We start from the raw sequence: 19,909 nt of genomic DNA, 5'->3' as shown, positions 1-19,909 counted from the left end.
TCAGCCGCGCCACCGCCCGCCCAGATCCAGCCGCCGCGTCAGGCGCAGCGCGCGCAGGAACCGTTCATCGTGGCTGACCACGATCAGCGCCCCGTCATAGGCGTCCAGTGCCGCCTCCAGCGCCTCGGTCGCGTCCAGGTCCAGATGGTTGGTCGGCTCGTCCAGCAGCAACAGCGCAGGCGGCTGCGGCTGGCCCAGCGTGCAGGCCAGCCCGGCGCGCAGCCGCTCGCCGCCGCTCAGCCCGTCCACCCGGCGCAGCGCATCGCCGGCGCGAAAGCGGAACCGGGCCAGCGCCGCGCGGCAGGCGGTTTCCCCGGCCCCGGGCGACAGGCGCAGGAAATTCTCGCGCAGCGTCTGGCCCGGGTCCAGCAGACCCACCGCCTGATCCAGCAGCGCGCAGGGCACCGGCCGGTCAATCCGCCCGGCGAACGGCACCATCTGCCCCGCGATCAGCGCCAGCAGCGTGCTCTTGCCGCTGCCGTTCGGCCCTGTCACGGCCAGCCGCTCCGGCCCGGTCAGCGTCAGCGACAGGTCGCGGATCGTCGGGCGGGCGGCCTCATGCCCGCCGCTGACCGCCTCCAGCCGCAGCACCAACCGCGCCGGCGGCAATCCGGTGGCGGGAATCTCCATCCGTAGCGGCTCGACCACCTCGATCCGGTCGCGCGCGCCGGACAGGGCCGCCTGCGCCTCGGCCAGCCTTGCCTCGCGCAGCCGCAGGTTCGCCCCGCCCGAGGCTTCGGCCCGCCCCTTCGCCGCATCCAGCAGAATCTTCGGCTGGCCGCCCTTTGCACGGGCGCGCTGGCCCGCGCCATCCTTGCGGGCCTTGCGTTCGGCCGCCTGTTGGGCGCGGCGGCGGGCCTCGGCTTCGGCCTTGCCCGCCTCGGCCAGATCGTGCCGCGCGGCCTCCAGCTCTTCCGCCTTGCGGGCGGCAAAGGCGCTGTAGCCGCCGCCGTATCGCGCCGCGCCCAAAGGCGACAGCTCCACGATCGCCTCCATCGCGTCCAGCAGGTCGCGGTCATGGCTGACCACCACCGCCCCGCCGCGCCAGCCGCGCAGCAGATCGGCCACCGCCTGCCGGCCCGGGGTGTCCAGATTGTTGGTCGGCTCGTCCAGCAGCAGGAAATCCGGCGCGTCAAGGATCAGCGCCGCCAGCCCCGCGCGGGTGCGCTGGCCGCCCGATAGCGCCGCCAGCGGCGTCTGCGGGCCAAGCTCCAGCCCGCAGCGCCCCAGCGCCACCTCAACCCGCTGGGGCAGGGTCCAGTCGGCCGCCACCAGATCCTCCGCGCCGGCCTGCCCGGTGGCAGCCCGCTCCAGCAGCGCCAGCCCCGCCCGCGCGCCGAACAGATCGGCCACCGTCTCGCCGGGATGCGCGCCGATGTCCTGCCGCAGCACCCCGATGCGGCCCGCCACATGCAAAGTGCCCGCCGTTGGGCGCAACCGGCCCGCGATCAGCTTCAGCAGCGTGGTCTTGCCGCAGCCGTTGCGCCCGACAATGCCGGTGCGTTCAGGCCCAAGCGTGAGCGACAGGTTGGAAAGGACGGGCCGGCCGTCAGGCGTGGACCAGCTCAGGTTCGACAGGGTGATGCAGGCAGCAGGCATGAGACAGCTCTTCTCGCTGGGAAACCGGGGGGATTCGGGCGAAAAGAGTCTTGTCCATTGCGGCGGTCCTTCGATCCTGCAAAAGGCGTGGTGCCAAGGTAAGGGCGCGGCCCGGATTTGCAAGCCGCCCCGCCATCGTGGTGGTGAATCGCTTGACGCCGCCTCGGTTTCAACTTACACGCCCGCAATCGAATTCGGACGGCGGGGGATTCTCCGCGCTTTGTCCCATTGCCAAAGCTGAAGGAAAACCACGATGTCGCGCGTCTGCGAACTGACGGGCAAGGGCCCGATGACCGGCAACATGGTCAGCCACGCCAACAACAAGACCCGGCGCCGCTTCCTGCCGAACCTCAACGAGGTGACGCTGCAGTCCGACGCGCTCGGCCGCTCGTTCTCGCTGCGCATTTCGGCGGCGGCGCTGCGCACCGTCGATCACCGCGGCGGTCTGGATGCGTTCCTGGCCAAGGCCAAGGATGACGAACTGTCGTCCAACGCCCTGAAGATCAAGCGCGAGATCGAGAAGGCCCAGGCCGCGGCCTGATCTTTCCGTCTTCGTGACAGACAGGCCCCGTGCGGTATCCGCCCGGGGCTTTTTGTCCTTTGCCGCGCCCCGCCGCCGCATCGGCGCTGGCCCCCGCCCCGCCCAGCCGCTAGACTGGGCACATGCGGATCGTCCTTGTCCTTCGCCTGATCCTTGCGCTGGCCGTGGCGCTGACCACGTCCCATGCCGCCATCGGCCGGGCGCAGGCGCAGGGTGCCGTCACGGTCGAGATCTGTGCCGACGGGGCAACCACCACCATCACGCTGGATTCCCGTGGCCAGCCGGTCCGCCAGGCCTTTGCCTGCCCCGATTGCGTGCTGGGCGGGCTGGCGCTGGCCGCGTCGCCGCCGCTGGCCACCCCGGCCCCGCGCCGCCGGGCCGCGCGCCTGTCCCGGCCCCGGCCGGGCCCTGCGCCGGCCTCCCGGCGCCCGCCGCGCCCGCGCAGCCGCGCGCCCCCGGCGCTGGCCTGAGCCAACCCTTCCCGACCTGACGATTTTCCATTCTCAACGGAGTAACGAGATGCTTTCGCGTCGCCTGTTCCTGACCGCTGCTGCGGTCGTCCTGTCGCTGTCCGCGCCGCTGCGCGCCGAAGACGCCCAGATTCACGTCATGGACCCCTATGCCCGCACCATGGGCGGCATCGGCGCCTCGGGCGCGGCCTTCTTCATGCTGCACAACATGGGCACCACCGATGACCGCCTTGTCGGCGCCCGCGCCGATGTGGCGCAACGGGTGGAGCTGCACACCCATGTGATGAACGCCGAAGGCGTGATGTCCATGGTCGAGGTGAAGGACGGCTTCCCTGTTCCCGCCGGCGGCACCCACGAACTGAAGCGCGGGGCCGATCACGTCATGCTGATGGGCCTGACCCGCGAACTGAAACAGGGCGACAGCTTCCCGCTGACGCTGGTCTTCGAATCCGGGGCCGAGATCACGGTCGATGTGCCGGTGGACAATGACCGCAAGCCCGCCGAAGGCGGCATGGACATGACCCACGGCGCCCCCTCGGGCGGCTGACGCCCCGGCGCGGCGGCGGGCCTGCCCGGGCCTGCCGCCGCTTGACCCCGCCCCGGCGTGGCGGGCAGGGTGCGGCGATCCACCCCCAAGGGAAAACGCCCGATGTCCAGGCCCGCCTCTGCCGCCCCCTCAGCCCGCACCCGCCTACGCCGGCTGCCCGAAAAGGCGGCCTATGACCGCGCCGCCATCAACGCCATTCTGGACGCGATGCCCGTCGCCCATGTCGGCTATGTCATCGACGGGGCGCCCGTGGTCATTCCCACCCTGCAATGGCGCGAAGGCGACAGGATCTACTGGCACGGCTCCTCGGCCTCGCGCAGCCTGCGGGCGGGGGCCGGGATGCAGGTCTGCGTCACCGTCAGCCTGACCGACGCCATGGTGCTGGCGCGGTCGGCCTTCGAACATTCGGTCAACCACCGCTCGGTCATGGTCTTCGGTCAGGCCGAAGCCGTGACCGACCCCGCCGCGAAACGCGCGCATCTGAAAACCATGGTGGACAGCCTGTTCCCCGGCCGCTGGGAAACCCTGCGCCCGATGACCGAACAAGAGGTCAAGGCGACCGGCCTTCTGTCGCTGCCGCTGACCGAGGCCTCGGCCAAGATCGCCGCCGCGCCCCCCGGCGGCACCGATCCCGACGAAGACCGGGGCTGGCCGGTCTGGGCGGGGCTGATCCCGGTCGCGCTGGCAACATCGACGCCGGTCGCCGCGCCCGATCTGGCCCCCGGCATCGCCCTGCCCGAAGGCGTGGCCCGCTGGCGCTTCGGCGAGGGGCCGCGATGACCCGCTCGGTCCTGTTCGTCTGCCTGGGAAACATCTGCCGGTCGCCCACGGCCGAAGCCGTGCTGCGCCACATGGCCGGTCAGGCGGGCCTGGCCCTGACGGTGGACAGCGCCGGCACCGGCGGCTGGCATTCGGGCGAGCCGCCGCATCCGCCCGCCGTTCTGGCCGCGCGCAAGCGGGGCTATGACCTGTCGGCCCTGCGGGCACGGCAGGTGACGCGGGCCGATTTCACCCGCTTCGACCTGATCCTGGCGATGGACAGCCGCAATCTGGCCGACCTGCGGGCGCTGGCGCAGGGGCAGGGCACCCCGCCGCGGCTGTTTCTGGACCATGCGCCCGAAACCGGCCTGACCGATGTGCCGGACCCTTGGTACACCGGCGAATTCGACCGCACGATTGATCTGGTGGAATCCGGCTGCCGCGGGCTGATCCGCGCGCTGCAGGCCGGATCACCGGGTCACTGGGCGCAATAGGCCTCGGCCATGGCGCCAAAGTTCTTGTAGCGGTCCCAGAACTCGTCATCGGCCGGGCGTTGCGACACCCAGACCTCATGCGCCTGATCGGGGTTGCGGAAGAACTTGGCGGCGCGACGCTGGTCGTTGCCCTTCAGCGTCATGTCGGCCACTTCCTGAATGCAGCCGCACAGCGCGCGGCTGGCGGCATCGCGCCCCGACCGCAGGCAGGCGCTTTCGATCGGCCCGGCCGATGCCATCGAGGAAAACACGGGAAAGGCGGCGGCGCAAAGGCCAGCCAGAACGAGAGATTTCTTCATTTTCTGCCTCATTGCCGAAACCAGGGTTTCCCTCTGCCGTCGGTCATTTTCTGCCGCCGATCATGCCGTTTTTCAGCAGTTTTTTCAATGCTGCGGCGCAGCTCGGCAACCGCGCGCCGATTTCCGCAAGGTTTGGAAGTCCTCCGCCCCCGCGCCACCAGATGCTGGGGCAGGGGCGGCGGTCCGGCTGCCGGATCGCGCCCCCTGATCTGCCGCCCCGAACCGCCGACTCGGGGCCGGAACCGGCCGCAACCTGCCCGCTGATTCGGACGGCCCCTCCCCGTCGCCGCCCGGCCGCCCTATCCGGCGCCCGTCACCCCGATCTGCCCCGGCGGCGCGTGCGGGAAAGCCCCTTCCCGGCTTCACCGCTTACCGCTATATCCCGGCCCCATGACCGACCTGTCCCTCATCCGCAATTTCTCGATCGTGGCGCATATCGACCACGGCAAATCCACCCTTGCCGACCGGCTGATCCAGTCGACGGGCACTGTCGCCGACCGCGACATGAAGGCCCAGTTGCTGGACAGCATGGACATCGAGCGGGAGCGGGGCATCACCATCAAGGCCAACACCGTCCGCATCGATTACCCCGCGCGCGACGGCAAGACCTATGTGCTGAACCTGATCGACACCCCCGGCCACGTCGACTTCGCCTATGAGGTCAGCCGGTCCATGCGCGCCGTCGAAGGCTCGCTTCTGGTGGTTGACGCCTCGCAGGGGGTTGAGGCGCAGACGCTGGCCAATGTCTATCAGGCGCTGGATGCCGGGCATGAGATCGTGCCCGTCCTGAACAAGATCGACCTGCCCGCCGCCGACCCCGACCGCGTGAAGGCCAACATCGAAGACGTGATCGGTCTGGACGCCAGCGATGCCATCCCGATTTCCGCGAAAACCGGCCTTGGCATCCCCGATGTGCTTGAGGCCATCGTCACCCGCCTGCCCGCCCCGAAGGGCGACCGCGACGCCCCCCTGAAGGCGATGCTGGTCGATAGCTGGTATGATCCCTACCTGGGCGTCGTGGTGATGATCCGCGTCATGGATGGCGTCATCCGCAAGGGCGACCAGATCAAGATGATGCAGACCGGCGCGCGCTACGGCATCGACCGGCTGGCCGTGCTGACCCCCAAGATGACCGACATCGCCGAACTGGGCCCGGGCGAGATCGGGGTGTTCACCGCCTCGATCAAGCAGGTCCGTGACACCCGCGTCGGCGACACCATCACCCATGAACGCAAACCCTGCGCCGAGGCGCTGCCGGGCTTCAAGCCGGCGCAGCCGGTGGTGTTCTGCGGCCTGTTCCCGGTGGACGCGGCCGATTTCGAATCGCTGCGCGACGCCATCGAGAAACTGGCGCTGAACGACGCCTCCTTCAGCTACGAGATGGAAACCTCGGCCGCGCTTGGCTTCGGCTTCCGCTGCGGCTTCCTGGGCCTTCTGCATCTGGAAGTCGTCCGCGAACGGCTTGAGCGCGAGTTCGACCTTGACCTGATCACCACCGCGCCCTCGGTCGTCTATCACCTGCACATGAAGGACGGTTCGGTCATTGACCTGCACAACCCCGCCGACATGCCCGATGTGACCTACATCGACCATATCGAGGAGCCGCGGATCAAGGCGACGATCATGGTTCCCGACGAATACCTGGGCGACATCCTGAAACTCTGCCAGGACCGCCGCGGCATCCAGTTGAACCTGACCTATGCCGGCAACCGCGCCATGGTGGAATACGATCTGCCGCTGAACGAGGTGGTGTTCGACTTCTACGACCGGCTGAAATCGGTGACCAAGGGCTATGCCAGCTTCGATTACCACCTGACCGGCTATCGCGAGGACAACCTTGTGAAGATGTCGATCCTGGTCAACGCCGAGCCGGTGGATGCGCTGTCGATGCTGGTCCACCGCGACCGGGCCGAGGCCCGCGGCCGCATGATGTGCGAAAAGCTGAAAGAGCTGATCCCCCGCCACATGTTCCAGATCCCGATCCAGGCCGCCATCGGCGCCAAGGTGATCGCCCGCGAAACCATTTCCGCCATGCGCAAGGACGTGACCGCCAAGTGCTACGGCGGCGACGCGACGCGGAAGCGCAAACTGCTGGACAAGCAGAAAGAGGGCAAGAAGCGGATGCGACAATTTGGCAAGGTGGAAATCCCGCAAACTGCGTTCATCTCTGCGTTGAAGATGGATGGATGAGCGTAGAGCCTTGATTTCGTTCTATGTCTATGCTTCGATTTAGGAAATTTTCCGGAGAAAAGTCATGGGGCAACGTAATTATGGTGTTTTCAATATTGTAGCTCATCCTCATCCTAAAGGCACCTATGAGAAAGTTCTACTGGCTGCGGGAAAGTTGCCAGATGGTGTTAGATTTCACGGAGATCACTACGCACGAGTATCTCCTCCGAAGAAAGAAAGCGACGGATTTTATAGAGGAAGGTTGGCTGTTTGGACTGAGATTGATCAAAGAGAGCCCGTTATTTTTAAGCAATCCTTGGAGCAAGCATTGCTTAACGATGCCGGGATATCTCTTCCTTCTGATGTGGGGTTTAACTCAAGGATATTCTACTTTTCGTTTAGGGAGAGCGATCACACTTTATTCGTAGAGCTGGAGAATGATGAAGGCGCGAAAATCTCTCCGGGGCGAGTAGCTTCCGCATTCTCAGCAATATTGAAGGCGGTGAGAATTTCGGGCTTGGATAGTCTGGAAGCCTTTTCAAAGACTAATGTGGATGCAATTGATAGAATATTCCGAATGGGGAAATTGAGAAAAATTAAAATTGTTGTGAATGCTCCGAATCCCGACGATCTTGATGCTGATTTAGCGAGAGTTTATGGGGTAATGTCTTCAATGGGCGCAAAAACTATTGATACGACGCTCACTAAGGCGCGCGGAGAGGATTCGATAAAGTTAAATGATTTCTATCGGGCAATGGTTGTAGCATCTTCCGATAATGGTTATTCTAAGGCGGATGGCGTTGATGATGCGGGGGAAAAGATTGTTTTGTCTACAAAGGATCACCCGCAAGTGATTGTCGATGAAATACAAGGCGAAGAATCTAGCTACTCAAAGATATTGGGTGTAGCAAAAAATAACTGATGGATTAGATGCCGGTGGCCGATCAAAAGCCAGATAAGCGGAAGTCTTTCTCGGCGTATTGGTATGCATACGGTGGATTTGATGCGCTTATCAAATCTCCGTATCTATGGCTGTCGTTTGGCTTTGCATCATATCTTTGGCCTGCGTGGCTGGTCAATTCGAATGGATCGGCGCCGTGGGCAGCCGTTGCTTTGCAGGTGCTTCCAAGCATGGTGTCTTTCTCGTTAGGGGCTCTGGCAATTGTATTGAATATGTCGCCCGGACCTTTCTTTGATGTTATTAGGGAGGGTGGGAGCGAAAAATCATTGTATATAAAGTTTATTGCAGTTTTCTTTCATTTTGTTCTTGTTCAGATGATTGGTGTATTTGGGGCTATTTTGTGCCTGTTCTCTGCGACGCAATTGACGTCATTCTTGTTCTTCTGGGTTTTTTGCTACTCGATTGGCGCTGGGGTGGCTGCTGGAATTAATCTCTTTGGGCTTGCGCAGTTGAAAAATGGGGCGGGGAAGATTGGAGACTAGGGCCCGTTTTATGTGGTGACCCAAGCCTTTAAGCCTCTTAGAGGCAAAGACACTAACGAGTGGCGCCGCTGTTTGCAGTATCCAGCGCCATATCTGCTCAGAATGCAGACCTTAAGCGGCATCATTGCTGCTTTTTGGGGGAGTGCTTGGACACTCGCCATACAGCGCTGCTTGTCGCTGGTTGGATCTATGGTACCCAGAGTCCATGGCAACGCACGTCGCCTCAGTTCCTGCATCCCGGCACGTTCAGGTCGCGGCAGAAATACCCCGCCGCGCCGCCGATCACGGCGCCGGTGACGGGGCTGCCTCCGGTGGCGCTGCCGATCACGGCGCCGCCGGCGGCGCCGGCAAGGGCGCGTTCGCCGTCGGTGCGCAGGCAGGCCGACAGGGCCAGCGGCAGCAGGGCAATCAGGGCAAGGGAACGGGCGGTCATGGTGGCCTCCGGGTCATAAGGGTGATGCCCCAGCCTGCCCCACAAGACCCCGGCCGTGCACTGCCGCAGGTCAGTGCCACCCGGGGTTGCGCGGAAATCCCCGTCCTCGCGCGGTCTGTTTCTGCGGATCTCCGCCGGTCCGGGGCAGATCAGGCCCCGATGCGCCCCTTCGGCGGCCCTTCGCCGCGTCAGTTCATCCAGTCGGGGTGGGGCAGGCCAAGAATGGACGGATCGTTCAGATAGATCGCCCCCAGCACGATGGCCGCCCCCAGCAGCACCGCGAAGCCGATCTTCCACACCGACCAGGGGCGTTCGCCCTGCACCTCGCCCGTCTGGCCGTTGACAAGGAAGCGATAGCTCTTGCCGTTGTACTTGTAGGCCGCCATCCAGACCGGCAGCAGGATATGCTTGAACGTCTCGTCCGAGAAATCGGTATCGACCGAGGTGATCCGCTGTTCATCCCCGCCGATGTCGCGGCGCACGTCCTGCTCGATCACCTGCGCCATCACGGCCTTTGACTGGGCATCGGCATCGGCCAGCGCGATGGTATAACCCTCGGCGCTGAACCCGGCCAGGTAATCGGGGGAATAGGGTTCCAGCCGCCCCAGATCCCAGGGCGTCAGCTCATTGCCCAGCCGGCGCGGCAGGCTGGCCGACCCCAGCACCAGCACATCGTCGAAATCGCGCGCCACCCGCCCCGAGGCCGGATACCAGCGGATCTTGCGCACCTGTTCGGTGCGGCTCTCGTCGCGGCCGTTCACCCGCACGGTAACGGTCCGGCTCTCGTAATAGGCATCGCCCCGCATCCCGGTATAGCTGGAGCGGGTCGCGGCGTCGAAGGTCCAGAACGGCACATAGATGCCGTTCATCCGCCGGCCCTTGCGGGCATATTCCAGCAGGGTGGACGGCGCGAACCACAGGCTGCCCATCCAGGCGATCATCGCCTTGCGGGCCTCGTCCTCGGTCAGCACAAAGGGCACCACCGCCTGCGGCTTGATCAGCCGCGCGCCGCCGCTGTCCACCACCACGGGCGAGGCGCAGAACGGACATTCGGTGGCATGGGTGGCGCCGCTGAATTCGATCCGCGCGCCGCAAGAGGTGCAGGTGCTGGTCTGCACCGTCTCGATGGCCGACACCGGCAGATCGTCGCGCAGGCCGGCGGCAAGGTCATGCTCCGCCAGCGCGCGGGCGCGCTTGCGTTCGCCCGCCTGCGGAATGGCCTGCACATGGCCGCAGTGATCGCAGACCAGACTGGTCTGCCCCGGTGCAAAGCGCAACTGCGCGCCGCACTGGTCACAGGGCCAGCGGTGTTCGGTCACGGGCGGCATGGGTCAGGGGGAGGGCGGCGGCGGGGGAACCTGCGACAGAAGGCGGGCCAGGTCGGTTTCGCCGGCGGGTTTCCAGCCATCCTGCCCCGCCGTCCAGACCAGCGTGGCCCCGGTCAGGCCACCGGCGGCGGCGCGGGCGGCCAGGTCCGCCTCGCTGAACGGGCCGCTGGTCTGGCCGTTCACCGCCAGGTGCCACTGGCGCCCGGCCACGGGCGGCGGCGGGGGCGGCGGGGTCTGCCCGGCCGCCGAAGGCGCCGCACCCCAGGGCCCGATGGCCTGCCCCATGCCAAGCCCCATGCCGGCGGCCATGCCGGCGCCCACCATGCTGCCAAGGCCGCCCGGCTGGGCCATGCCTTCCGCCGCGTTGAACTGCATGTATTTGTTCAGATCGCCCGCCACGCCCATCGAGGTGCGCTTGTCCAGCACCTTTTCCACCTCTTCCGGCAGGCTGATGTTCTCGATGTAGAATTCGGGGATGGACAGGCCGTAGTCATCGACCTTGGGTCCGATGCGGTCGGCAATGATCTTGCCAAGCTGTTCCAGGTTCGCCGCCATGTCCAGCACCGGGATCTGCGACGAGGCCAGCACCTGGCTGGCCGCCTGCACAATGATGTTGCGGATCTGGAAGCTGATCTCGTCCGAGGTGAACTCGCCATCGGTGCCGACAATCTCGGTCATGAACTTGCCGGGATCGCTGACGCGCATCGAATAGGTGCCGAAGGCGCGCAGGCGGACCGGGCCGAATTCCGGGTCGCGCGCCATGATCGGGTTCTTGGTGCCCCATTTCTGGTCGTTGAAGCGCGTGGTCGAGACGAAATAGACCTCGGACTTGAACGGCGACTGGAAGCCGTGGTCCCAGTGCTGCAGCGTCGTCAGGATCGGCAGGTTGTTGGTTTCCAGCATGTAAAGGCCGGGGCCGAACACATCGGCCAACTGGCCTTCGTGGATGAACACCGCCGCCTGGCCTTCGCGCACCGTCAGCTTGGCGCCGTATCTGATGGCCTGCCCGCGCCGGTCAAACCGCCAGACCATGGTGTCGCGCGTGTCATCCAGCCACGAGATGACATCAATGAACTCGCCCTTGAGAAAGTCGAAGACCATGGAAAAACTCCTGCAGACCGGATCAATGCCGGATCAAGATTCACCGCCCAGAAGGCGGCTGGCAAGCGAGAAGACGATGGGCCGCGCCTCGGCCAGTGTCATGCCGGGGCGCAGCGCGGGATCGTACAGCATCTTCAGCATCAGCTCGTCCTGCCGGGTCAGCAGGGCGAATTCCTCGTCATCGTTGAAGATCGAGGGCCGCGCGGCGGGGCTGTCATTGGCCAGACCCAGCCCTTGGGCGATTTCCTCATGGAAGCAGGACTGGCGCAGCAGGTCGGGGTGTTCGGCCCGCACCACCGCCACCGCCCGGGTATAGGCGCCGGAATTGCCCTCGGACAGCGCATAGACCAGGCAATAGGTTGATCGCGGCATCCCGGTGACATCGGCGATGTCGCGCGGCGACAGGCCGGGCAACTGGGCGGCCAGCGTCGGGCCAAGCGCCTCGCGCTCATCCTCTGAAACGATGTGGATGGTGAAATTGGCGCCGCTGTCCACCAGGCTGATCGGGTGGTTGGTCAGCCGCGCCAGCCGCGACAGATAGGAAGAGATGCGCGCGCGGTCGGTGGCGCGGCGGTCATCGGGCACGCTGGCCCCGAAGCTGACCGCAACGCGCACCGGAATCTGCCAGCGGCGCACGACCGAGGCGGATTCGCTGCGCACGAAACCGCCGCCGCCCGAGCGGGAATATTCATCATAAAGCGCGATGCGCAGGAAATTCTCGGCCAGCATCCGGTCGTTGAACGGCGTGTCCGCGCCGCCGCCATCGGTGCGCAGCAGGCCCTGTTGCAGCAGCGAGGCCTGCAACTGCGCATAATAGGCCCGCGCGGCGGCGCTTTTCGGCGTTTCGGCCGGACGTGGTGCCGCGGCGGGGCGAGGGCGGGGCGACGAAGCCGTCGGGCCCGTCGGGGCGACCGGCACGCAGGCCGCCAGCGCCGCCGCAAACAGGCTGACGCCGGCCATGGCCCGGGACCGAAGGAAAAGGCGTGCCGGCTGCATCATGCTCCTTACGCCGCCGGTCCGGCCGCGGGCGAAGACAGTTGCCGGGCGCGCGCCGCGGCCAGCGTCTCGCGCAGGTCGGTTTCCATCTTGACCAGCTCTTCCTGCGCCGCGGCCCGGCGGGCCTTGCCTTCGTCGGCAATACGCAGGCTTTCCTCGATGGTGGCGATCAGCGTCTCGTTGGCCTTCTTCACCGTCTCGATGTCGAAGACGCCGCGCTCCATCTCCTCGCGCACGGTGCGGTTGGCATCCTGCAGGTTCTTGGCATTGGCCTCCAGCAGTTCGTTGGTCAGGTCGCTGGCTTCGCGCACCGCTTCGGCGGCTTCCTTCGACCGCTGGATCGTCACCGCCTGCGCAAGCTGGGTTTCCCACAGCGGCACCGTGTTCACGAGGGTCGAGTTGATCTTGGTCACCAGCGACTTGTCGTTTTCCTGTACCAGCCGGATCGACGGCAGCGATTGCATCGTTACCTGACGGGTCAGCCGCAGGTCATGCACCCGGCGTTCCAGATCGTCGCGCGCGGCGCGCAGGTCGCGCAGCTCCTGCGACCGGATCAGCTTGTCAGCCTCGGGCGCGGCGGCGATGGCGGCTTCCTTGGCGGGAATGTCCTTGGCATCAACCTCGGCCAGCTTGGCCTCGCCCGCGGCGATGTACAGCGCAAGCTCGTCATAGAAGGCCAGCGTCTTGGCATAAAGCACATCCAGCGACTTGATGTCCTTCAAGAGCTTGGTCTCATGGCTCAGCAGCTCTTCCGTGATGCGGTCGATCTGGCTTTGCACCTCTTCGTAGCGGGCCACGAATTCGGCCAGCGGCGCGGCCTGGCCGGTCAGCCATTCCCACCAGCTTTGCTTGCGGTTCACGTCCAGCTCTTCGCCGGAAAAGCCGCGAATGGTGGTCACGATCTGGCGCAGGGAATCGCCCGCCGGGCCGACATCCTTGTTCTTCACGTCCTGCAGCATTTCCTGGCTGATGACCTGAAGCTCGGCCTGCGCCGAAGACCCGAACGAGATGATCGACTGCGTGTTCGACAGGTCCAACTCGTTCATCCGTTTGTGGATGGCGGCGGCCTTGTCGGGCGTGGCCGCATCCAGGGTGACAAGCTCGGTGCTGGGTTCGGGCAAGATCACCGCCGAAATCTTGTCGACTTCGGTCAACAGGGCCTGGGCCTCGGTGCGGATGGTTTCGGTGGTCATGGCATCCCTCCTGTGGGGTGTCGGACGGTACTAGATACGGGTATCGGCCTTCAGCCGGTCACGCAGCACGGCGATCTCGATATCCAGATCGGTGCGGCCGTTTTCCAGCAGGGCCTGCGAGCGTTCGGCAAAGGTGGTTTCAAGATCGGTCAGCAGCGCGTCCCAGTCGGCCCGGGCCTTCTGGTCACGGCTCTGCGCCCAGAGATCGGCGAACTTGGCCGTCGCGTCCCGCGCCCCGGCCAGATAGACCGACAGATACTTGCGCGCGGCGGTCAGGTCGCGCGGGTCGGATTCGACGCGGCGGAACAGGCTGCGGGCGCTGGCGGCGAAACGGTCCACCCGCGCCTCAAGGCTGCGGTCGCCGGCGCGCAGGATGGCATCCTTCATTTCGGTCAGGCGTTTCTCGGCCTCGTCCACGGCGCGGGCCACGCGGTCGGTCTGGAACGGGTCGATCCCCTCCATCCCCTTGTCCGACATCGGGTCCAGCCCGAAGGCACCCAGCATCAGCCCGGCCCCCAGCAGGGCATACAGCACCGGATAGGCCGAAAGACCATGTGCGATATAGCCGCCCGCGAACAGCGCCGCGCCGCAGGTGACGGCACTGGCCAGCAGGCGCGGAAAGGCCGGGCGGCGGGCCACCTTGCGCGCGGTCCAGGCGGCGCGGGCGCGCAGGCCTTCCCGCGCCAGCCAGGCCGACAGGATCAGCAGCCCCCCGGCGGCAAGCCCAAGGATCATGTCGCCCGGCGCATCCCCGAAGGCCGGGAACAGGAAGGCGAAGGCCGACAGGAACACCACCCGCGCCCGCCATTGCCCCGCAACCCGCAGATCGGGCGGGGCAACCTGCACCGGCGCCGGGGGCGTGCCGGGGATACGGCTGCCTTGCGGGGAATGGGGGCCGCCATAACGCTGGGCCATCACATCCCCCCGGACCCGGCAACGTAAAGCACCAGGGCCACCAGAAGGAACAGCGACAGGGTGCGAAGGCCGGATTGCGACATGACGGGGACCGAACTGAAATCTCGCACGATCCTAGCCGATGCGCCGGGGGCTTGCCAGCGGGCGCGCGGGGGAAATGATGCGAATGTTCCCCCCACCGCGCGCCGGTTTCAGCCCGTGCAGCTTCAGCCCTTGCCGCGCGGGCCGCCCTTGGGCGGGGCGTTGCGGGTCGAGGCCGGGCGCGATGCCGGCTTGCGCGGGGCGGCGGGGCGGGCCTCGGCCTTGGCCGGCGGCTTCGCGGCCTTGGCAAAGGGCTTGGCCCCCGGTTTCGCCGGCACACCCCGGCCGCGCGGGGCGGCGGTGGGTTCGGGCTTGGCCGCGGGGCGGCCGCGCGGGGCGGGGCCGTCCTCCGCCTCGGGCGAGCGGCGGGGGCCGGGGCGCGGGGTGGTGGCGGTTTTCCAGGCCGCCGACAGGCTGCGCACCGCATCCCCCGCCGGCTTCGCGCCCCGATCCGCGCCCCTTGCCGGGGCGTCCTTGGCGGACGGGCGCGGCGCCACGCGGCGGCTGCGGGGTTTCGGCCCCTCGTCCTCGCCCGCTTCGGCGGGGGATTCGCCCAACTGGTCGCGCAACACGCGGGGGCGCACCTCCTCCACCTCGCCGGGCTGCAACTCGCCCAGCCGGAACGGGCCATAGCTGACCCGGATCAGCCGGTTCACATAAAGGTCGATCGCCGACATGGCGCGGCGGATCTCGCGGTTCTTGCCTTCGCGCAGGCCCACCGTCAGCCAGGCATTGGCGCCCTGCACCCGGTCCAGCGTCACCTGCATCGGCTGGAAGGTCTCGCCCTCCACCGTGATGCCCCGGCGCAGCGGCTCCAGTTGCGCATCGGTCGGATTGCCGTTCACCCGGACGCGATACTTGCGCAGCCAGCCGGTCGAGGGCAGCTCAAGCCGCCGCTTCAGCTCGCCGTCATTGGTCAGCAGCAGCAGGCCTTCGGAATTGAGGTCAAGCCGCCCCACCGACATGACGCGGGGCAGGTCTTCGGGCAGGTGGTCGAACACCGTGTCGCGGCCCTTTTCATCCGAGGCCGAGGTGACCAGACCTTCGGGCTTGTAATAGAGCCACAGCCGCGCCGGTTCTTCCGCCGGCAGCGGCTTGCCCGCAACGGTGATGCGATCCCTGGCCGTGACGTTCAGCGCCGGGCTGTCGATCACCCGCCCGTTCACCGTGACATCGCCCTGCGCGATCAGCCGTTCGGCATCGCGGCGCGAGGCGACGCCCCGGCGCGACAGCACCTTGGCGATACGCTCGCCGGCGGGCGCATCGGCGGATTTCGCGCCGGTCCCGGCGGGCGGCTTCGCGGCGGGGCGGGGGGCCGGCTTGGCCGGGGTCTTGAAGGGCGGCTTTTCTTTCGGCGGCATGGCGGTCATCCTTGGGCGCGGGGTGGCCAGCCCCGGGGGCCGTCTGCCCCCGGACCCCCGAGGATATTTGAGGACAGATGAAAGGGCAATCAGTGGGGCGCTTCCGGTCGTTCATGGAGATCGCGCTGGACGAGGCGCGGGCGGCAGGCGACCGGGGCGAGGTGCCGGTGGGCGCGGTGGTGGTGGCCCCCGACGGCACGGTGGCGGCGCGCGCCGGCAACCGCACCCGCGAATTGCACGACCCCACGGCCCATGCCGAGGTTCTGGCGCTGCGGGCGGCCTGCGCGGCGGCCGGGTCCGAACGGCTGCCGGGGCATGATCTTTATGTCACGCTGGAACCCTGCCCGATGTGCGCCGCCGCGATTTCCTTCGCGCGGATCGGGCGGCTGTATTACGGCGCGGCCGACCCCAAGTCAGGCGGAGTGGCGCAGGGCGCGCGGGTCTTTGCCCATCCGCAATGCCACCACGCGCCCGAGGTCTATGACGGCATCGGCGGGGCCGCGGCGGAAGCCCTGCTCAAGACCTTCTTCGCCGGGCGGCGGGGATAGCCGCCGCCCGGCGGGGCGTCATTGCTTGGGAAAGGTGATCGGGTCCAGCACCTGCGGTTCCACCACCTCGACCCCCGGCGGCAGGCCGGCGCGCAAGGGATTGGCGTCCTGCGCCAGGATCGGGAAGGTCTGGTAATGGCAGGGAATCACCGTGCGGAAGTTGAAATACTTGCGCGCGGCCCAGGCGGCGCGCTCCATGTCCATCGTGTAATGCCCGCCGCAGGACAGGATGCCGATGTCGGGATTGTGCAATTCGCCCATCCAGGCCATGTCGGCCATGATGTCGGTATCGCCCGACACATAGATCACATGGCCTTCGCCCGCGATCATGAACCCCGCCGCCGACCCGCCGGGCAACAGCGCCCCGCCGCCAAAGTCGATGCTGGCCGAATGGGTGGCGTTGACCATCGTCACCTTCGCGCCGTTCAGCGCCAGCGTGCCGCCCTTGCCGAAGCCGATGGTTTGCACCCCGCCTTGCGCGTTCAGCCATTCGGACAGCTCATGGATGCAGGCCACCGGCACGCCGGTTTCCGATGCGATGGCCTTCGCCTCGGACGCATGGTCGCCATGGGCGTGGGTCAACAGGATATGGGTGGCGCCCGCCAGCGCCTCGGTCCGGCGGTCGACGGGGAACATCGGATTGCCGCTCAACCAGGGGTCGATCAGCAGGACGGCGTCCTCGATCTGGATGCGGAAGCCGGAATGGCCGAGCCAGGTGATCTGCATGGCGGTCTCCTTCTGCCGTTGGAAGGCGGCAAAATAGGGCGCGGGGCAGGGCAGGGCAACCGTTGCCTGTCTCCGGTCAGGCGGGAAAGTGCTCGACATGGGTTTCGCCGCTGCGGGCGAAATACAGCACGCGGCGGCCCGGCAGCGACACAAGATAGCCCGCACAGCCCGCCGCGGCGGCGCGGGCGCTGAAGGCGGCATAGGTATAGCCTGGCGCCTGTGCTTGGGCATCGCGGATGGCCGCGATCAGGGCGGCGGCGTCGAACCCGGGCGCAACCTGCTGGGCAGGACCGGCGCAATCGGTGCCGGCGCCCGAGGTCAGGTAATAGCGGGCGCTGCCGCTGCGGTAATCCACCAGATAGCCTTCAAACCCCGCCGCCCCCAGACGGCCAAGGATGTCGGGGAAGGCAAGGCGGTTTTCGGCGGCAGCGGCGTGGCAGTCGCGGGCGATGGCAATCTGGTCTTCGGTCACGGGATGTCTTTCAGGCAAGGGGCGGGGCGGTCAGCCCCTGCCGGGTTGCGATTCGGTGCAGCAGGCTGTGCAGCAGCGCCCGGTCCTCGGCCGACAGGGCGGCGAAGGCCTCGGCCTCGTTCCGATCGGCGGCTTCGGCCAGGGCGGGCACCAGCGCGCGCCCGGCCTCGGTCAGCGCCAGGCGAACGCCGCGCCCGTCGCTTGCATCGGCGCTGCGCGCCAGCAGCCCGCGCGCCAGCAGCCGATCAGCCAGCTTGGTGACGGCGCCGCGCGTCAGGCCCATGCGGGCGGCAAGCTGGCTGGGCGGCAGGCTGTCGGCATCGAACAGCAGCCGCAGCGCCACCCATTCGGCGACGGTGATTCCCAGCCGGTCAAGCCGTTCGGCAAAGCGGGCCGAGACATGGTTCGACACCAGCCGCAGCCAGTAGCCAAGATGGGCGGTCAGGGGAGAGGGGGCTGTCATGGCGGGCCTTCTGGTTTCCACGGAAACTATATCCATGTGGTTTCCGCGTCAACCATCTGCCCCGCGCCGGACGAAACCGCCGGGAAATCGCCCCCGGGGCCGCCCCGATACCGCGGCAAGCGGCGGCTTCGTCTTGCGGGCGGGGGGGCACGCGGCTAAACGGGGCCAAACCTGCGGAGACACCCCATGTCGATCGACATTGATACGGCGCGGAAAGTCGCGAAACTTGCGCGCATCCGGGTCGAGGAAGAGGCGCTGCCGGCGCTGGCCGAACAGCTTTCGGGCATCCTGACCTTCATGGAGCAGCTCAACGAGGTGGACGTGACCGGCATCGAGCCGATGGTCAGCGTCACCCCGATGCGGCTGACGCGCCGGGCCGACGTGGTGACCGATGGCGGTATCCAGCCGCAGGTTCTGAAGAACGCGCCGGAAGCGCGCGAAGGGTTCTTTGCCGTGCCGAAGGTGGTGGAATGACGCTGAACACCCTGACCATTGCCGAAGCGCGCGATGCCCTGCGCAAGCGCGAGATCACCTCGGTTGATCTGACCATGTCCTGCCTGACCGCCATTGATGCGGCGGACGGGCTGGGGGCCTTTGTCCACAAGACGCCCGAGATCGCGCTGGAACAGGCCCGCGCCGCCGATGCGCGGCTGGCCGCCCCCGAGGCGCCGGCGCTGTGCGGCATCCCGCTGGGCATCAAGGATCTGTTCTGCACCAAGGGCGTGCCCAGCCAGGCCGCGTCGAACATCCTGCGCGGCTTCAAGCCCGAATACGAATCGACCGTCACCACCCGGCTGTTCGATGCCGGCGCGGTGATGCTGGGCAAGCTGAACATGGACGAATTCGCCATGGGCAGCAGCAACGAAACCAGTTGCTACGGCAATGCGGTGAACCCCTGGCGGCGGCAAGGCTCGAACGTGGCGCTGACGCCGGGCGGGTCTTCGGGCGGCTCGGCCTCGGCCGTGGCGGCCGATCTCTGCCTTGGCGCGACCGGCACCGACACCGGCGGTTCGATCCGGCAACCGGCGGCCTTCACCGGCATCACCGGCATCAAGCCGACCTATGGCCGCGTCAGCCGCTGGGGCATCGTGGCCTTTGCCAGCTCGCTGGATCAGGCCGGCCCGATGACGAAATCGGTCCGCGACGCGGCGATCTTCCTGCAGGCCATGGCGGGCCATGACCCGAAGGATTCTACCAGCGCCGACATCGCGGTGCCCGATTTCGAAGCCGCCCTCACCGGCGACATCCGGGGCAAGGTGATCGGCATCCCGCGCGAATACCGCATGGACGGGATGCCGGCCGAGATCGAGGCGCTCTGGACCCGTGGCATCGAGATGATGCGCGACGCCGGCGCCGTGATCCGCGACATCAGCCTGCCGCATACGAAATACGCGCTGCCGGCCTATTATGTGATCGCCCCGGCGGAAGCCTCGTCGAACCTGGCCCGCTATGACGGCGTGAAATACGGCCACCGCGCCAAGCTGGCACAGGGCGACGGCATCACCGAGATGTATGAAAAGACCCGCGCCGAAGGCTTCGGGTCGGAAGTGCAGCGCCGGGTGATGATCGGCACCTATGTTCTGTCCGCGGGCTTCTACGACGCCTATTACAACCGCGCCCGCAAGGTGCGCGCCCTGATCAAGCGCGACTTCGAGACCGTCTTCGCCGAAGGCGTGGATTCGATCCTGACCCCGGCCACCCCAAGCGCGGCCTTCGGTCTGGGCGAAATGGCCAGCGCCGATCCGGTGGAGATGTATCTCAACGACGTGTTCACCGTCACCGTCAACCTGGCCGGCCTGCCCGGCGTGGCGGTCCCGGTCGGGCTGGACGGGCAGGGGCTGCCGCTGGGCCTGCAACTGATCGGCCGCCCCTGGGATGAGGGCAACCTGCTCAATCACGCCTATGTGCTGGAACGCGCGGCCGGATTTGTGGCCAAGCCGGAAAAATGGTGGTAACTGCGCGAAAAAAGCG

The 19,909-nt window shown here is 66.9% G+C and carries 23 protein-coding genes; 11 read left to right on the top strand and 12 right to left on the bottom strand.

What is annotated here, in order from left to right:
- Positions 1-1,599, bottom strand: coding sequence for an ABC-F family ATP-binding cassette domain-containing protein (locus tag B6K69_RS06005; RefSeq protein ID WP_108643141.1), 1,599 nt, complete (start codon positions 1,597-1,599; stop codon positions 1-3).
- A gap of 253 nt (positions 1,600-1,852) precedes the next feature.
- Here B6K69_RS06005 and rpmB point away from each other — a divergent pair, with 253 nt between their 5' ends.
- The 5 genes from rpmB (at position 1,853) to B6K69_RS05980 (ending at position 4,410) form a co-directional block, all read left to right on the top strand.
- A complete protein-coding gene (rpmB, locus tag B6K69_RS06000; protein WP_107674744.1) occupies positions 1,853-2,140 on the top strand; it encodes a 50S ribosomal protein L28 in 288 nt (95 codons plus the stop codon).
- Positions 2,141-2,262: 122 nt separating this feature from the next.
- Positions 2,263-2,610, top strand: a complete 348-nt coding sequence (locus B6K69_RS05995; RefSeq protein ID WP_108643140.1) for a DUF2946 family protein — start codon at positions 2,263-2,265, stop codon at positions 2,608-2,610.
- Positions 2,611-2,659: 49 nt separating this feature from the next.
- Positions 2,660-3,157 carry a copper chaperone PCu(A)C gene (locus B6K69_RS05990; RefSeq protein ID WP_164681893.1) on the top strand — a complete coding sequence of 166 codons (498 nt, stop codon included), beginning with the start codon at positions 2,660-2,662 and terminating at the stop codon, positions 3,155-3,157.
- A gap of 102 nt (positions 3,158-3,259) precedes the next feature.
- A complete protein-coding gene (locus B6K69_RS05985; protein WP_107674813.1) occupies positions 3,260-3,937 on the top strand; it encodes a pyridoxamine 5'-phosphate oxidase family protein in 678 nt (225 codons plus the stop codon).
- The gene (locus tag B6K69_RS05980; protein WP_108643139.1) at positions 3,934-4,410 is read left to right on the top strand and encodes a low molecular weight protein-tyrosine-phosphatase; all 477 of its coding nucleotides are present in this window, start codon (positions 3,934-3,936) and stop codon (positions 4,408-4,410) included. The genes B6K69_RS05985 and B6K69_RS05980 overlap by 4 nt, the downstream gene beginning before the upstream one ends.
- Here B6K69_RS05980 and B6K69_RS05975 read toward each other — a convergent pair.
- Positions 4,395-4,709 carry a hypothetical protein gene (locus tag B6K69_RS05975; protein ID WP_107674809.1) on the bottom strand — a complete coding sequence of 105 codons (315 nt, stop codon included), beginning with the start codon at positions 4,707-4,709 and terminating at the stop codon, positions 4,395-4,397. The two genes, B6K69_RS05980 and B6K69_RS05975, sit on opposite strands and share 16 nt — an antisense overlap.
- 390 nt (positions 4,710-5,099) lie before the next feature.
- Between B6K69_RS05975 and lepA the strand changes: the two genes are divergently transcribed.
- The 3 genes from lepA (at position 5,100) to B6K69_RS17995 (ending at position 8,321) form a co-directional block, all read left to right on the top strand.
- On the top strand, positions 5,100-6,899 hold the full coding sequence (gene lepA / locus B6K69_RS05970) for a translation elongation factor 4 (protein WP_107674807.1): 1,800 nt from the start codon (positions 5,100-5,102) through the stop codon (positions 6,897-6,899).
- 64 nt (positions 6,900-6,963) lie between these two features.
- Complete coding sequence (locus B6K69_RS05965) at positions 6,964-7,800, top strand: DUF4747 family protein (protein WP_108643138.1); 837 nt, start codon at positions 6,964-6,966, stop codon at positions 7,798-7,800.
- 8 nt (positions 7,801-7,808) lie between these two features.
- The gene (locus B6K69_RS17995; RefSeq protein ID WP_123876541.1) at positions 7,809-8,321 is read left to right on the top strand and encodes a hypothetical protein; all 513 of its coding nucleotides are present in this window, start codon (positions 7,809-7,811) and stop codon (positions 8,319-8,321) included.
- A 223-nt stretch (positions 8,322-8,544) separates the two neighbouring features.
- On the opposite strand, the gene B6K69_RS05955 is transcribed toward B6K69_RS17995, so the two are convergent.
- The 7 genes from B6K69_RS05955 to B6K69_RS05925 form a co-directional block, all read right to left on the bottom strand.
- Positions 8,545-8,754 (bottom strand): glycine zipper 2TM domain-containing protein, encoded by a 210-nt coding sequence (locus tag B6K69_RS05955; protein WP_107674803.1) that lies wholly within the window; start codon positions 8,752-8,754, stop codon positions 8,545-8,547.
- Between the two features lie 188 nt (positions 8,755-8,942).
- Positions 8,943-10,082: a TFIIB-type zinc ribbon-containing protein gene (locus B6K69_RS05950; protein ID WP_108643136.1), complete on the bottom strand. Its 1,140-nt coding sequence runs from the start codon at positions 10,080-10,082 to the stop codon at positions 8,943-8,945.
- A gap of 3 nt (positions 10,083-10,085) precedes the next feature.
- Positions 10,086-11,183, bottom strand: a complete 1,098-nt coding sequence (locus B6K69_RS05945; protein ID WP_108643135.1) for an SPFH domain-containing protein — start codon at positions 11,181-11,183, stop codon at positions 10,086-10,088.
- Between the two features lie 33 nt (positions 11,184-11,216).
- On the bottom strand, positions 11,217-12,143 hold the full coding sequence (locus B6K69_RS05940) for a DUF2927 domain-containing protein (RefSeq protein WP_228156818.1): 927 nt from the start codon (positions 12,141-12,143) through the stop codon (positions 11,217-11,219).
- 44 nt (positions 12,144-12,187) lie between these two features.
- Complete coding sequence (locus tag B6K69_RS05935; RefSeq protein ID WP_108643134.1) at positions 12,188-13,372, bottom strand: toxic anion resistance protein; 1,185 nt, start codon at positions 13,370-13,372, stop codon at positions 12,188-12,190.
- A 30-nt stretch (positions 13,373-13,402) separates the two neighbouring features.
- On the bottom strand, positions 13,403-14,287 hold the full coding sequence (locus tag B6K69_RS05930; protein ID WP_108643133.1) for a 5-bromo-4-chloroindolyl phosphate hydrolysis family protein: 885 nt from the start codon (positions 14,285-14,287) through the stop codon (positions 13,403-13,405).
- A gap of 206 nt (positions 14,288-14,493) precedes the next feature.
- Positions 14,494-15,729 carry a pseudouridine synthase gene (locus B6K69_RS05925; protein WP_335602506.1) on the bottom strand — a complete coding sequence of 412 codons (1,236 nt, stop codon included), beginning with the start codon at positions 15,727-15,729 and terminating at the stop codon, positions 14,494-14,496.
- A 77-nt stretch (positions 15,730-15,806) separates the two neighbouring features.
- Between B6K69_RS05925 and B6K69_RS05920 the strand changes: the two genes are divergently transcribed.
- Positions 15,807-16,277: a nucleoside deaminase gene (locus tag B6K69_RS05920; RefSeq protein WP_228156817.1), complete on the top strand. Its 471-nt coding sequence runs from the start codon at positions 15,807-15,809 to the stop codon at positions 16,275-16,277.
- An 18-nt stretch (positions 16,278-16,295) separates the two neighbouring features.
- On the opposite strand, the gene B6K69_RS05915 is transcribed toward B6K69_RS05920, so the two are convergent.
- The 3 genes from B6K69_RS05915 to B6K69_RS05905 form a co-directional block, all read right to left on the bottom strand.
- The gene (locus tag B6K69_RS05915) at positions 16,296-17,003 is read right to left on the bottom strand and encodes a metal-dependent hydrolase (RefSeq protein ID WP_108643130.1); all 708 of its coding nucleotides are present in this window, start codon (positions 17,001-17,003) and stop codon (positions 16,296-16,298) included.
- 76 nt (positions 17,004-17,079) lie between these two features.
- Complete coding sequence (locus B6K69_RS05910; protein WP_108643129.1) at positions 17,080-17,475, bottom strand: DUF1398 domain-containing protein; 396 nt, start codon at positions 17,473-17,475, stop codon at positions 17,080-17,082.
- Positions 17,476-17,485: 10 nt separating this feature from the next.
- Positions 17,486-17,938, bottom strand: a complete 453-nt coding sequence (locus B6K69_RS05905; RefSeq protein WP_206340546.1) for a MarR family winged helix-turn-helix transcriptional regulator — start codon at positions 17,936-17,938, stop codon at positions 17,486-17,488.
- Between the two features lie 186 nt (positions 17,939-18,124).
- Between B6K69_RS05905 and gatC the strand changes: the two genes are divergently transcribed.
- A complete protein-coding gene (gene gatC / locus B6K69_RS05900; RefSeq protein ID WP_108643128.1) occupies positions 18,125-18,412 on the top strand; it encodes an Asp-tRNA(Asn)/Glu-tRNA(Gln) amidotransferase subunit GatC in 288 nt (95 codons plus the stop codon).
- Positions 18,409-19,893: an Asp-tRNA(Asn)/Glu-tRNA(Gln) amidotransferase subunit GatA gene (gene gatA, locus B6K69_RS05895; protein ID WP_108643127.1), complete on the top strand. Its 1,485-nt coding sequence runs from the start codon at positions 18,409-18,411 to the stop codon at positions 19,891-19,893. The genes gatC and gatA overlap by 4 nt, the downstream gene beginning before the upstream one ends.
- The last annotated feature ends 16 nt before the right edge of the window (positions 19,894-19,909 follow it).

The organism is Pseudogemmobacter blasticus, from assembly GCF_003071405.1.
Classification (GTDB): Bacteria; Pseudomonadota; Alphaproteobacteria; order Rhodobacterales; family Rhodobacteraceae; genus Pseudogemmobacter; species Pseudogemmobacter blasticus.
Note: the sequence above shows the minus strand (reverse complement) of the source record. Positions and strands in the feature narration are given on the sequence as shown.

Bases quoted from the DNA above. Each gene is read 5' to 3' on its own strand.
- B6K69_RS05935 (WP_108643134.1), bottom strand. From the start codon at position 13,372: ATGACCACCGAAACCATCCGCACCGAGGCCCAGGCCCTGTTGACCGAA.
- B6K69_RS05975 (WP_107674809.1), bottom strand. From the start codon at position 4,709: ATGAAGAAATCTCTCGTTCTGGCTGGCCTTTGCGCCGCCGCCTTTCCC.
- B6K69_RS05995 (WP_108643140.1), top strand. From the start codon at position 2,263: ATGCGGATCGTCCTTGTCCTTCGCCTGATCCTTGCGCTGGCCGTGGCG.
- B6K69_RS05950 (WP_108643136.1), bottom strand. From the start codon at position 10,082: ATGCCGCCCGTGACCGAACACCGCTGGCCCTGTGACCAGTGCGGCGCG.
- B6K69_RS05990 (WP_164681893.1), top strand. From the start codon at position 2,660: ATGCTTTCGCGTCGCCTGTTCCTGACCGCTGCTGCGGTCGTCCTGTCG.
- B6K69_RS05925 (WP_335602506.1), bottom strand. From the start codon at position 15,729: ATGCCGCCGAAAGAAAAGCCGCCCTTCAAGACCCCGGCCAAGCCGGCC.
- B6K69_RS05945 (WP_108643135.1), bottom strand. From the start codon at position 11,183: ATGGTCTTCGACTTTCTCAAGGGCGAGTTCATTGATGTCATCTCGTGG.
- gatA (WP_108643127.1), top strand. From the start codon at position 18,409: ATGACGCTGAACACCCTGACCATTGCCGAAGCGCGCGATGCCCTGCGC.
- B6K69_RS05965 (WP_108643138.1), top strand. From the start codon at position 6,964: ATGGGGCAACGTAATTATGGTGTTTTCAATATTGTAGCTCATCCTCAT.
- B6K69_RS05980 (WP_108643139.1), top strand. From the start codon at position 3,934: ATGACCCGCTCGGTCCTGTTCGTCTGCCTGGGAAACATCTGCCGGTCG.
- B6K69_RS05985 (WP_107674813.1), top strand. From the start codon at position 3,260: ATGTCCAGGCCCGCCTCTGCCGCCCCCTCAGCCCGCACCCGCCTACGC.
- B6K69_RS05920 (WP_228156817.1), top strand. From the start codon at position 15,807: ATGAAAGGGCAATCAGTGGGGCGCTTCCGGTCGTTCATGGAGATCGCG.
- B6K69_RS05915 (WP_108643130.1), bottom strand. From the start codon at position 17,003: ATGCAGATCACCTGGCTCGGCCATTCCGGCTTCCGCATCCAGATCGAG.
- gatC (WP_108643128.1), top strand. From the start codon at position 18,125: ATGTCGATCGACATTGATACGGCGCGGAAAGTCGCGAAACTTGCGCGC.
- B6K69_RS05905 (WP_206340546.1), bottom strand. From the start codon at position 17,938: ATGACAGCCCCCTCTCCCCTGACCGCCCATCTTGGCTACTGGCTGCGG.
- B6K69_RS05955 (WP_107674803.1), bottom strand. From the start codon at position 8,754: ATGACCGCCCGTTCCCTTGCCCTGATTGCCCTGCTGCCGCTGGCCCTG.
- B6K69_RS06005 (WP_108643141.1), bottom strand. From the start codon at position 1,599: ATGCCTGCTGCCTGCATCACCCTGTCGAACCTGAGCTGGTCCACGCCT.
- B6K69_RS05930 (WP_108643133.1), bottom strand. From the start codon at position 14,287: ATGGCCCAGCGTTATGGCGGCCCCCATTCCCCGCAAGGCAGCCGTATC.
- lepA (WP_107674807.1), top strand. From the start codon at position 5,100: ATGACCGACCTGTCCCTCATCCGCAATTTCTCGATCGTGGCGCATATC.
- rpmB (WP_107674744.1), top strand. From the start codon at position 1,853: ATGTCGCGCGTCTGCGAACTGACGGGCAAGGGCCCGATGACCGGCAAC.
- B6K69_RS17995 (WP_123876541.1), top strand. From the start codon at position 7,809: ATGCCGGTGGCCGATCAAAAGCCAGATAAGCGGAAGTCTTTCTCGGCG.
- B6K69_RS05940 (WP_228156818.1), bottom strand. From the start codon at position 12,143: ATGGCCGGCGTCAGCCTGTTTGCGGCGGCGCTGGCGGCCTGCGTGCCG.